Origin of the sequence: Actinacidiphila glaucinigra (assembly GCF_035918135.1) — a bacterium.
Lineage (GTDB): Bacteria > Actinomycetota > Actinomycetes > Streptomycetales > Streptomycetaceae > Actinacidiphila > Actinacidiphila glaucinigra.
Genome location: NZ_CP109144.1, coordinates 9,420,732 through 9,432,660 on the forward strand (window position 1 = coordinate 9,420,732; position 11,929 = coordinate 9,432,660).

Below are 11,929 nucleotides of genomic sequence, written 5' to 3' on the forward strand. Positions count from 1 at the left end.
GGGCCGAGCAGGGGGATACGCGAGTGGGTCCGGCCTCCATGGCCAGACCGGGCCTGGTCACGTATGCGGTTATGAGCTTGGTTGCTGGAGCGGACCGGTGCCGGACCGAAAATTCTGCCCGCTTGTCAGTGGTGGTGGTGACACTTGGTCCATGACGCTTGACCGTGCCGCTTCGGTACCGCCACTGCTGGTCCCCTCCGGATCGGCGTTCAACCCCATGGCGCTGGACCGGCAGATGCTGCTGCCTGTACTCGACGCCAATGCGCTGCTGGTGGAAGCCTGCTCTTTGGCCAAGTACGGCGGACGCCAGGACCGGGTCACTGCACTGGCCAGCACCGGCCGCGCCACCCCGTACATCGCCGCGCACGTCCCCGGCGAAGTCGACGAACACCTGGCCAAGATGGCTGATCACTTCGAAGTGGCAGAGCGTCAGGCACGTCGCGTGCTCGATCAGCGGATCTGGCCAGCCCTTCGGGTGGTCGACCTCGAAATCCGTGATCATCTGTCCTGGCGGACACGTCACATTTTGCGGGTCGACCGGGAGATGCCGCTGAAGCACCGAGGCGACCCGGACGACGCACCCACAATGGCGCTCGCGGAGTTCCTTGGGCCGTGCGTCATCGTCTCCCAAGACAGTGTCTTCGAGCGCTTCGGGTTCGCCGTCATCGAGTGGATCCCCGTCGCCCAGAATGTGCTGCGGTTGGCCGGCTTGGAGGCCACCGCCGCGAACGGGCTGGTACTCATCGAGCTGGTACTCCGGCTGTTCGGCGCGGGCGCCCACCGCCTGGTGGCCCTCGCCGCGCGCAACCCGCTTGCCGCAACGGCCGCCGTGGGCGGGCTGCTGTTGTGGTGCTACCACCGCGGCTACCTGACTCGCGACAACTGGCGGCGGAGTCTCTCGCGGATGGGAGGTGCGGCTATGCCGTTGCTGGAACTGGCCGAAGCCGGGATGACTGAACACCAGACGCTCAGTGACTCGCTTCTGGTGGTGGAGCCCCCGGCCTACCCGACCAGCGAGCAGTTGGCCGCCCGCTACCTTGCGCGCTGCGGCCGGCCCCTGACGTCCGGCGAACTGCGTGACGCGCTCGCCCGACGCGGCCACACGGTCTCCGCCGCGCAGTTGAAGCAAGACATGCTCGCCCATGGCGCATTCATCCGCACCCCCGGCGACCTGTGGACCGTCGGCCGCCAGATACAGCGATAGGAAGATCGCGCCCGGAGACCGAGTCAGAGGGCCAGGACGTCACGCAACTCCCTTACGGCACGCTTGTGGTGGTGCTCGACGGCGGGGACCGCCTCGTATAGGTCCGAGGCCCAGCGGTGGGTCAGGCCGGTGCGATAACCAGCCGGCAGCATGGTCAGGGACGACGGTCGTAGGGCGGCAGGCCCGTTCGCTGTCGCCGTCGTGACGGGCGCAGCTGTCGGCATCGATGTACAGCAGGGTGCGGTGTCGTGGTGCTGGTCGCCGCATGAGGACGGTGTTGGCTCACGTCACTTCTGCGGGGTCCACCCTGCGTCGTGAGGCGGCTGCGATGACGAGTCGTGAAGGCTGGCCAGTGCTGTCTGGACGGCGGAGAAGCGGATCCGTTCTTGTTCCAGTCGTACGCCGTGCCCGAAGTCGTCGTCCACGAGGCTCTGGTAGAGGTCGGTTTCCTCGCCGGTCAGTGACTGCAGGTGTTCCTGGGTGGGCTTGGGCTCCTTCACCCACTGGCCCCGGTGGTCCGTCAGGGTGGAGCGGTCCATCAGGACCGACTCCGTGTGGGGGAAGAGGCGGCGCAGTCGGTCGAGGATTGCGAAACCGTGGGTGTCCAGGTCGCCCCAGTACACCAGGCGCTTGTCGTGGAGCCATTGCAGTTCGGCGAGCCGGGTGACGGCGTATCCGCCCCCGAGGATCACCATGCTTGCGGGCTGGGGCGGGAAGGCGAGGTAGGTGGTCTCGTTCTCAACGATGAAGACGGTTCTGATGTCGGGCGGGGATGCGATGAACTCAACGACGCGCACGGTCAGTTCGCTGAACCCGGCGACAGAGGTGTTGTCGAGGAGACGGAATCTGACGTAGGCGGGTTTGCCCCGGAAGCGGAAGCGGGCGGTGAAGCTGGTGCGCGGCGCATCGGTGTCGATCCGGTCGGCGGGTAGGCAGTGCTCCAGCAGAGTGGTCAGGATGGCGCGGTGGCACTCGATGAACTTGGTGTCGACGCCCGGTACGTCGATCTGCCGTAGATAGAGCGGCGGACCCTGGTAGTCCAGGATCCAGCGGACGGTCTGGTGTAGGCGCTCCCAGTCCGTTTCGAGGTCCAGGACCTTCATGGGATAGGCGGTCATCCAGGCCGCAAGCTCAGGGGTGGCCTCCCGGGCGGAGGCCAGCAGCGTCTGGAAGCGGTGCACGGCACCGGTGACGCCGAGGAGGTCCCAAAGCTGTTCGCGGTGGTCGATCCACGCCTGGTGAGGGAGGTTGTTGGTGCCGACGACGCGGCCTCCGACTCGCCGGTGTTCGATGCGCGAGAACTGCTGCCCGGCGGAGTGCCAGGTGTTGACCCAGGTGCGGACGGCGTCGAAGTCGCGGGTCAGCTCGGAGGGCTTGGGGCCGCCCAGCGGGATGCCGAGCGGTTCGAAGGGGTGCTGCTGGGCGAGCGCAGTGAGGAAGTCACCGCGCATCCAGCGTCTGCGCAGGCGGTCCGTGACGTCTGCGGGTGTGGTCCATGCCCGGCGGGCGGTCGGCGCCACCATGTCAGTGCCCCTGGCCGGTGCCGGTGCCGGCGCCCTGCAGCCCGGACAGGGTGTGAGCGAGACGCTCCTGCCGGTACTGCGTGATGGTCAGGGTCCGCAGGCGTGAGTCGTGACCGTCGGGGTTGTCGACGAAGCCGACGGCGGACACGTACGGCTCGATGACGTGGATCTTCTGGAGCGGTGTGACGATGAGGAGTTGCAGACCGAGCCGTTTGAAGAGGTCGAGGGCGAACCGGGCGGAGTCCTCGGAGCCGCGGCCGAAGGCTTCGTCGATGACGACGAATCGGAAGGTCTTGGAGCGGGCCGAGTTCCAGTCGAGTTTGAACTGGTAGGCGAGGGATGCGGCCAGGATGGTGTAGGCGAGTTTCTCCTTCTGTCCGCCGGACTTGCCGCCGGAGTCGGAGTAGACCTCGTACTCGGTGTCGTCCTCGCGTCGTCGTTCACTGGCGCTGAAGACGAACCAGTAGCGCACGTCCGTGACGCGGCGGGTCCACGTACGGTCGGCCTCGGTGTGTCCTTCGCGGCCCTTGAAGCGTTCGATGAGACGGCGGACCTGGTGGAACTTCTCCTCGGAGTAGGTGTCGGAGTGGTCGTCGGCCAGGGCGTCGTCCGTGCAGGCGCGCAGTTCGGTGATGAAGTCGCGGATCTCGACGTTGGGAGTGCGGTCGGTCTTGAGCGTGATGTAGCGGCCGGGGTTGTAGTCGATGCCGGCGAGGGAGTCGTTGATGATGGCGACGCGTTCGCCGATCTGGTCGGCCTGGCTGGTCAGCTGCGCGTGGAAGCCCGCGATGTCGCGGATGACGTTTGTCTTCAGGTAGTTCTTGAACTGCTCCTGGAAGCGGGGCAGATCATCGGCGACCAGGCGCTGGTGCAGTTCGCGGTAGCCGCGGGCGGAGTTGACCGAGTCGTCTAGTTCGCCTGTCTCCACCGGGTAGTCGCGGCGGAAGGCGCCCATCTTGGAGGCGATCGCCTGGCCGATGCGGTTTTGCTGGGTGCTGAAGCGGTCTTTGGCCAAGGTCAGCTCGTCGTGCACGCGGCTTTCCGCGGCGGTGCACTCGCTCACCGTCCGGCAGGCCAGCCGTGTCTGGGCCAGGCGCTGCTCGATGGTGGGAAAGTGTGCGCGGGCGGCTGTGCAGCCCGGGTCGTCCAGCAGGGCCCGGGCTGCGTCGTGCTCACGCGTCGCGGTCTTGAGGGCCTCGTTCAGGCCGCCGACGGCCAGACCTGCCTGTTCACGGTCGTCTTCCGCCTGGGCGATCTCGTTCGTGAGCGCCTCCAGGCGGCGGGTGATCTGGTCCAGGTCCTCGGACGACTCCTCAAGGCGGCGCTTCTCCTCGGTCAGCACGGTGATGCGGCTGACGGCCGAGGCCCAGTCGATCTCGCTGTAGTCGCGGGTGGTTGCGAGCTGGGCGAGGATCTGGCCGCGGGTGATGCTGGTGTTGTGGGCGGTTTCGATGCCGTCTTTCCTCTTACTGAGGTCTTTTTGTTCTCTTTGCGTGCGGCGGGCCTGGTCGAGGAGGGCGTCGATCTTCAGCTGGTTGGTCCAGCCCAGAACGTAGGAGCTGCGGTCGTCGATGCGGGTGGTGTCGTTCTTCTCGTGACGGCCTCGCGCCCCCTTGACCAAACCCTGCGGGGTGATCGCCAGGTCGGCGCGTTTGAAGTCCGCCATCGTCTCGGCGCAGACGTGTCCGGCGCGGCGGTCCAGCTCGCCGGCCAGCCAGTGGGCGAACGGGGACTCTGCCTTGACTTCCAGTTTGGAGGCCAGGACAGGGGCTTCGGTGTGCTGCGGGCGCCGCACCGGGACTGTTTCGGGGACGCGGAAGTAGACGAGCCGGGCCCCGAGGTGGTGCGTGTTGATCCACTCGGACACGGGGGAGTACAGGTCGTGCGGGACCAGCAGCGAGAGCGCGAAACCCCGCAGGAGCCGTTCTGCGGCGCCGGCCCATGCCTGCTCGTCGGCCCGGACCTGGATCAGTTCGCCGGCGAACGGCAGCACGCTCTCCTCGATCCCGAGCTCACGGCCCAGGCGGGCGCGCAGATCTAGCTGCTTCTTGGGAATGTTGCTGCGCCGGGAGCGGAGGCTGACCAGCTCCTCGCCCAGTTCCGTCGCCTGCCGGCGCAGGCGGTCGGCATCGACCGCGAGTGCGTTGAGGGCTTCACGGGTCTCCTGCTGCACCGTGGTGGCGGCTTCCTGACAGGCGGCGATCTCCTGGAGGCGTTCGGCGAACTGTTCCGTGCTGCTGACCGGGCTGAGCTCCGCCTGGCCCAGCAGACCGGCGTGGTTCCTGGCCCTGCGCTGGCGGTCATCGCGGGCGCGCGATTCCCGTTCGATCTCCCTCTCCAGTTCACCGAGGCGAGCGCCGCCCATTCCCGCGCGCTGCAGCTCCAACCGGCTTTGCTGCCGGTGAAGATCCTTGAGCCGGTCCTTCGCGGCACCCCGGTCGTTCTCGTGGCGGCTTAGATCACGCTTCAGCGTGAGACGGTCCGCCTCCAGCAGGGCGGACTTGCGCTGGGCGAAGAAGAAGCGCAGGGCGCTTTGCTGCGTGACGGCCTCGTCGATACTCCTGGCGAGGCTGTCGTGCTGGTCGCACTCCTGAAGCAGCGGCGTGAGGGCGTCGATCTGGGCGCGTGCGCGCTGCACCGATTCATGCGTGGTGGTCAGGGCGTCGAAGTGCGCCACGATCGTCTCGGTCATTGAGGCCGCGTCGAAGGGTTCCAGCATGTGGCTGCGGACGAAGTCGTCCAGGCTGCCGACGGACTTCATGGACACCGTCTGGTGGAAGAGCTCCAGGGCCTGCTCGGACTCGATGCCCATGCGGCGGCGGAAGTCTTTGCTGTAGGCGGCAAACGACGGGTGCACCCGTACGCCGCTGCCGGTCAGCCGCTTCTTGAGGGACCTGACGTCGGTACCGAAGTCGGAGAAGTCGTCTGTGACGGACAGGGCCCGGTCCGCGGTGAGGAACAGGCGCTCCGGCTGGGTGGCGTTGCCGTCGGTCATCCAGAAAACCTGCGCGAGAGTGACCGTCGCGTCGTAGCCGCGGTTGGTGAACACTCCCAGGATCACCGAGTAGCTGCCTGGCTGGCGCAGGGCGACCGGACGGGTCGTGCCGGTGGCCTCGTTGCGTTCGGACTTGTAGTGGCCCAGGACGTAGGAGCGCAGGCTGCGTTCGCGGCTCTCCGCGCCGGCGGCCCGGTTGTAGGCGATGCGGTTCGCGGGCATGAACAACGTGGTGACCGCGTCGACCAGGGTGGACTTTCCCGAGCCGATGTCGCCGGTCAGCAGGGCGTTGGCGCCGCCGACCCCGAAGGACCACACGCGCTGGTGAAAGGTGCCCCAGTTGTACACCTCCAGCCGCTCCAGCCGGAACCCGGCCAGGTCGAGATCGGGGGAGGCATCGGTGACGAACGGGCCGGACTGAGCGGGGATCACTGTTGTCCTTCGGGAGTGGTGGGGGCCGCGTACCGGGCCAGGTTCGTATCGAAGTCGGCAAGCCACTGCCCGTCGACATAGGCCTTGATGATCCGCTGCACCTCGTACAGCTGCTCCTGGTGCTTGGCGCGGCGCAGGAACTGCAGCTCCACGGCCTTGGCGATGTACGTGTCGATCTGGTCGACCAGACGTGCCTCGTTGCTGACGGCGGGCAGGAACATGCGGATCATTTCCACGATCTCGTCGCGGGTGATCATCAGCCGGGTCTCGCCGGAGCCGGCGTCGAATTCCGCGAGCCGCTTGCGCAGCAGCACGATCAGCAGACTGACCGGGTACGACAGGGATCGGCGGGGCATCAGGCGCGGCGCAGCCAAGCGCGGATCTGCGTTCTCGTCCTCGGGCTGGGAGCGCAGGAACGCGTAGCCCTCGGCTTCGTCGATCACCACGGTCAGGCCCATGACGTCGACGTAGTCCTGGACGCGGGCGCGCAGCTGGAGCAGCGCTTCCCAGGCCCGCTCATGCTGGTCACGGAAGAGGGGACCCTTGAGCAGCTGGTTGACCGGCAGGGAGAGGCTGCGGGCCTGCCGTGGCGTGGGTGGCACAGGCGTGGTCATGACTGCTCCTCCTTGCCCGAGGCCCAGGTGGCGCCGGAGATGGTGCGGGCGAACGCCGCCACGGGGGTTTGGACGACGTGCTGGACGCCGTCCGCGCCGGCCCAGGTGATCTCTTCGCGGCGGCTGTCGTCGAAGACCACCGTGAAGCCGTCCCCGGACAGCGCGAGGTAGGCGACCAGCTCAGCGAGCCCCTGCTCCAGCGGGTGCTGGCGCACGAGGTCTGCCAGGGACACCTGAGCCTGCAGGTCCAGCGCGCGCCGGACGGTCTCGACGAGCCGGGCCGGGTCCACATAGACCGCTTCGAACAGCGCGTCGGCCGCGAACTCCTCATCTCCCACGCGGATGTCGGCACTGTCGATCGGCGTCCGGGTCACCGGCGCGTACAGCGGCCGTTCCATCGGCAAAGTGATGGCCGGGGCAGCGGCGTCGATCTCCACGATCAGGTCCATCCCGGGCGTATCACGCAGTGCGATCGCGCGGGCCTCGATGCCGCTCATCAGTTCCATAACCCGGCGGTCCTCGGACCAGGCCCGGTCGTCGAGGAAACGCCGTAGCTGCTCAGAGAGCTGGCGGACGGTCGCCTGGGTGCGCTCGGCGGCGTCCAGCCAGTCCCGGGGGATGCGCCGCATGCGGGGGTCGGGTTCGCCGATGGCGTCCATGGCTTCGACCTCGGCCAGGAGCTTCTTGAACTCGTCCTGGCGGCGGTGGGAGAGCAGGAAGCCGTAGAACGCCTGGAAGCTCCGTCCCTGGTCCGATTCGGCGATGCTCTCGCGGCTGGTCAGGATCTCGTCCAAGAGCTCGCCTTTGCTGCCGTCCCACACGGCGATCTTCCGGCGCAGTTCCCGGTCCAGGTCGCGGAAATTCGCCTCGACCTCACGGAAGTCGGCGAGCAGGTCGTGTGCGGTGGTGGTCAGCTGCTGGTAGCGGTCCCGCAGACCGGAACTGTCGAGCACGTCCACGTCGCCGGCTTCAGCCCGGGCGATCTCTTCGTCGATCTCCAGACGACGTCGTTTCAGTTCCTCGAGCCGGGTCTCGGGATCGGTCTCGGCCCCGAACGTCATCTGCCTCAGCAGGTCGAAGATGGTGTTGAGACGGGACTCGGTACCGATGAAGGACCGGACCTGAAGCGACCGGATCCAGGCGATTGCCTTCTCCACCGCCGGCGTCGCGTCATAGTGAGGCTCGTCCGAGTCCGCCGGGTAGTACTTGCGTAACCAGCCCGACTGCGGCCCCGACCAGTCGTCCAGGTACGCCTTCGCGGACTTCGGGAACGTTCCCTGGCCAATACGCTCATTGAGTGCGAACAGCTCGTCGTCCAGACGGTCGGCCAGCTCCACACCGGCGATCGAACGAATGCCATGCTCGACGAAGACCTTGTTGAAGAAGCTCAGCATCAGCGCCGCGTTGTCCGCCCGCAGCAGCTTCCAGGCGGAATGCTGCCTGCGCAGCGCGACCAGTTCGTCGTAGTCCAAGCTTCCCACCCCAGATTCCCGCTCACGCGTACGGGAAGTGCTCGCGTGCCATGGCGCCCCTCCCTCTGTCATGCGTCACCGCATGCTGATGCCGACATGTACGCAAAAGCTTTGATAGCCACGGCAGCACCGTAAAGCCCACCACTGACAAAGGCGTTTCGGCGTGAGCCAGTGCCCCACCGTGCTGACCGGCGCGGTGCTTGCTCGCTGCGGTTCACAGTGCGGCCCCTGCACGAACGCACCGGCTCGTCTGGCTGCCGGCATCCGCCGAGCGGCCCGAGGCGGTTCAGCTGAGTTGGGCGGTGGCGGCGTCGATTTCTTTGAGGGTGATGTTCTCGCTGCCGGTGCGGATCGCGATGACGGCGGCGGTTGAGATGACGTAGGTGAGGACTTTGAAGTAGGCGCCGGTGCGTCGGTGGAGTCGACGGCGTTTTCACCCCCGTCGGCTCCCGGGACCGGCCTGCCCGGTTCCCCTGACCGGGGGTGGGGGAGGGCGTGACGGTGGGGCGCGGTTCGCCGGTGTGGGTGTCCGAGTGGGGCGGGCGTGCGGGGTGGTTCCGGTGGGCTGGGTAGCGGGTTGCAGGGGTGGGTGTATCTTGCATTGCCGCAGTTCAGGGAGGGTATTCGTGCCGAAGAGGAAGATCGTTGACGAGGGGGAGGTCATTCGGTGGTTCGAGGATGGCTGGAGCTATCAGGACATGATTGATGAGTACCGGCGGAAGTACGGCATCGATACGGTGTCCTCGATGTGGGGGAATTTTCGGCACAGGCGGGGGCTTGATCGCAGGATCGCGCGTGATGACGAGCTGATTCCGTGGGCGGTCAAGAGGGAACACCGGCAGCTGTACCCGGTGATCATGCTGCGGGTGGAGGCCCGTCGGCGGGCCGGCTTGGCACTCGACGAGGACAGAGCCAAGCGCTTGGAATCATGGCGAGTCATGCTCGAGGAACAAGACGCAGTCGTCCACTACGACCCGGACACGGCGAACGGCTTCTCCTACATACCCCGCGAGCCGGGCGACATAGACATCATCCGCAAGCCCCCGATGAAGACCACCCAGCGGCGTAACGCAGACGAGCGCCCTTAGTGGTCGATTCCGGAAGTCCTTCAGGGGTTGACCCCTGGCCCTGGGTAGTGGGGTTCGCGGTCCGGGCGTCGAAGACGGTGCGGATGGAGCTCGACCACGGCGAGATGGACCAGATCCGAGCCGCTGAGCAGTGGCGGTCTGCCGAGGCATCGTGTTCGCCCGACCTCGTCGTCGATCTTCACGTACAGTGCGGCCAAAAGGGTGTTCGGATCCGTGTTCACAGACGGGCCTGGATGCCCTCCGCCCGTGCCAGGGGGACGAGACGAACCGCAGGGCTATGCGTCGCGTGTTACGCGCCCTTTGGACGGGCCCAGGTACTTCAGAGAGGGTGCCCTGGTGGAGGTATCCGTCGAGAGTTTCGACGCGACGCGTGGTGCGCGTTTGGCGGCCTACAGTGCCGTCTCCACATCGCTGGCGCTGTGCAGTGATCGCGAACTGCGCGATCTTGTGGATACGGCTGCGCCGCTGGGTTCTGGCATCGGCGGGACCTCAGCGTTGCTGGAGGTCGGCGGGACCCCAGTCTTCGTTAAACGGCTGCCGCTGACCGATCTGGAAAGGCAGCCGGAGAACGTCCAATCCACGGCGAACCTCTTCGGGCTACCTACCTTCTGCCATCCCGGCCTCGGGGTCCCCGCAGGCCCGGGATGGGGGGCCTGGCGGGAGTTGGCCGTGCACACGATGACGACGAACTGGGTTCTTGCACAGGACCATGAGGGCTTTCCCTTGATGTACCACTGGCGGGTGCTACCGCACCCCGGGCAGTCGCTACCCGAGGAACTGGCCGACGTGGAGAAGGCTGTCGCCTACTGGGGAGGTGGATCGCAGGTGCGCCACCGGATCGAGGCGCTGCGGGATTCCTCGGCGAGCGTCGCGCTGTTCCTGGAGTACATCCCGCAGAACCTGCACGACTGGCTGGACGTTCAGGTCAAAGCCGACGATGAGACGGCCGAGCAGGCATGCACCATGGTGGCGAGGGAACTTGAGGCCGGGACTTCTTTCATGAACGACCGCGGGCTCCTGCACTTCGATGGCCACTTCCAGAACATCCTCACCGACGGCAAGCGTCTGTTCTTCACGGACTACGGCCTCGCGATCTCCTCCCGGTTCGACCTGTCGAAGGAGGAGGCCGACTTCTTCGCCGATCACCAGACCTATGACCGCTGCTACACCGTCACCCACCTGGTGCAGTGGCTCGTCACCGCCTTGTACGGGTACGAGCGGGACGAGCGCAGCGCGTTCGTGCACGCCTGCGCCCGAGGGGAACCTCCGACGGGAATTCCGCCGCAGGTCGCGGCGATCCTCATCCGCCACGCCCCAGTCGCCGCAGTGATGACGGACTACTACCGCGAGTTCCGTTTTAAGAGCAGGCAGACCCCGTATCCCCTGGAGGCGATCCGCCGGATCGGGCCGGACAGCTTGTTAATTGTCTGATGGTGATCCGCTTCTGCTGAATGGCCTGCCTGCCTTGCCCGTAGCCACCGCGCGCCCGATCGTCCTGACCGCCGCCGAACGGCAGCGGCTGCAGAAAGCGGCCTACGGCCACCGGACCCCGCACCAGGACCGCCTGCGGGCGCAGATTGTGCTGCAGGCTGCCCGGGGGCTGGGCAAGCAGCGATCGCCCGCGAAACGGGAGCGCATCTGTACACCGTGCGCACCTGGCGGGGCCGTTTCGCCGACGGGGGCCTGTCTGCCCTGGCCGACCGCAGGCGCTGCGGCCGTCCACGACGCTTCACCCCGGTGCAGGTCGCCGAGGTCAAGGCCCTGGCCTGCCAACTGCCCGCCGAGACCGGCACCCCGCTGTCGCGCTGGTCGTGCCCGGAACTTGCACGCGAGGTCGTCGTCCGCGGCATCGCCGGCTCAATCTCCGCCTCCACCATCCGCCGCTGGCTGCGCGAGGACGCACTCAAGCCCTGGCAGTACCAGTCCTGGATTTTCATCCGCGATCCGAAGTTCCGGCCCAAGGCCGCCCGCATCATGGACCTGTATGCCGGCACCTTCGACGGCGTCCCGCTGGGCGCGGACGAGTACGTACTCTCCAGCGACGAGAAGACCTCGATCCAGGCTCGTTGCCGTTGCCACCCCACCCTCGCCCCCGGACAGGCCCGGGCCACGCGGGTCAACCACGAGTACCGACGCGGCGGCGCCCTGGCCTACCTCGCCGCCTACGACGTCCATCACGCCCGCGTCCTCGGGCGCTGCGAGCCCACCACCGGCATCGTGCCTTTCATGAACCTGGTCGCCCAGGTCATGACCAGCGAGCCCTACGCCAGCGCGAAACGCGTCTTCTGGATCGTAGACAACGGCTCCTCCCACCGCGGCAAGACCGCCATCGACCGCCTGGCCAAGGCGTTTCCCAACGCCGTCATGGTCCACACCCCGGTCCACGCTTCCTGGACCCACCAGATAGAGATCTTCTTCTCCGTCGTTCAACGCAAAGTCGTGGCACCCAACGACTTCCCGAATCTCGACCGGATCCGAGACCAGCTCCGAGCCTTCGAGGACCGCTACAACGCCACAGCACAGCCGTTCCAGTGGAAGTTCACCACCTCCGACCTGGACAATCTGCCGGCCCGGCTCGACCGACACACGATCGACCGACAG

General features: G+C 66.9%; 8 protein-coding genes and 2 pseudogenes. 4 read left to right on the top strand and 6 right to left on the bottom strand.

Translation table 11 applies throughout. The features are described 5' to 3' along the window. Nucleotides 1-151: 151 nt before the first annotated feature. A complete protein-coding gene (locus OIE69_RS42820) occupies nucleotides 152-1,204 on the top strand; it encodes a PIN domain-containing protein (RefSeq protein ID WP_326569935.1) in 1,053 nt (350 codons plus the stop codon). A gap of 23 nt (nucleotides 1,205-1,227) precedes the next feature. Here OIE69_RS42820 and OIE69_RS42825 read toward each other — a convergent pair whose 3' ends face one another. From OIE69_RS42825 to OIE69_RS42845, 5 genes are all read right to left on the bottom strand, one after another. After that, complete coding sequence (locus OIE69_RS42825; protein WP_326569934.1) at nucleotides 1,228-1,356, bottom strand: hypothetical protein; 129 nt, start codon at nucleotides 1,354-1,356, stop codon at nucleotides 1,228-1,230. Nucleotides 1,357-1,491: 135 nt separating this feature from the next. Next, complete coding sequence (locus OIE69_RS42830; protein ID WP_326569933.1) at nucleotides 1,492-2,727, bottom strand: Wadjet anti-phage system protein JetD domain-containing protein; 1,236 nt, start codon at nucleotides 2,725-2,727, stop codon at nucleotides 1,492-1,494. 1 nt (nucleotide 2,728) lies between these two features. Continuing rightward, nucleotides 2,729-6,154: an ATP-binding protein gene (locus tag OIE69_RS42835; RefSeq protein WP_326569932.1), complete on the bottom strand. Its 3,426-nt coding sequence runs from the start codon at nucleotides 6,152-6,154 to the stop codon at nucleotides 2,729-2,731. Beyond that, entirely contained in the window at nucleotides 6,151-6,768 is a 618-nt protein-coding gene (locus OIE69_RS42840; RefSeq protein ID WP_326569931.1) for a DUF4194 domain-containing protein, read from the bottom strand. Before OIE69_RS42840 ends, OIE69_RS42835 begins: the two co-directional genes overlap by 4 nt. Further along, a complete protein-coding gene (locus tag OIE69_RS42845; protein ID WP_326569930.1) occupies nucleotides 6,765-8,240 on the bottom strand; it encodes a DUF3375 domain-containing protein in 1,476 nt (491 codons plus the stop codon). The genes OIE69_RS42840 and OIE69_RS42845 overlap by 4 nt, the downstream gene beginning before the upstream one ends. Nucleotides 8,241-8,866: 626 nt before the next feature. On the opposite strand from OIE69_RS42845, the gene OIE69_RS42850 reads away from it, so the two are divergent. Continuing rightward, nucleotides 8,867-9,328 carry a hypothetical protein gene (locus OIE69_RS42850; RefSeq protein WP_326569929.1) on the top strand — a complete coding sequence of 154 codons (462 nt, stop codon included), beginning with the start codon at nucleotides 8,867-8,869 and terminating at the stop codon, nucleotides 9,326-9,328. Between the two features lie 89 nt (nucleotides 9,329-9,417). Here the strand turns inward: OIE69_RS42850 and OIE69_RS44970 are convergent. Continuing rightward, a pseudogene (locus OIE69_RS44970) lies at nucleotides 9,418-9,549 on the bottom strand (IS982 family transposase); the annotation flags it as partial. 115 nt (nucleotides 9,550-9,664) lie between these two features. On the opposite strand from OIE69_RS44970, the gene OIE69_RS42855 reads away from it, so the two are divergent. Both OIE69_RS42855 and OIE69_RS42860 read left to right on the top strand, forming a co-directional pair. Further along, nucleotides 9,665-10,759 (top strand): protein kinase family protein, encoded by a 1,095-nt coding sequence (locus OIE69_RS42855; protein ID WP_326569928.1) that lies wholly within the window; start codon nucleotides 9,665-9,667, stop codon nucleotides 10,757-10,759. A gap of 153 nt (nucleotides 10,760-10,912) precedes the next feature. Continuing rightward, nucleotides 10,913-11,827 (top strand): annotated as a pseudogene (locus tag OIE69_RS42860) (IS630 family transposase); the annotation flags it as partial. Between the last annotated feature and the right edge of the window lie 102 nt (nucleotides 11,828-11,929).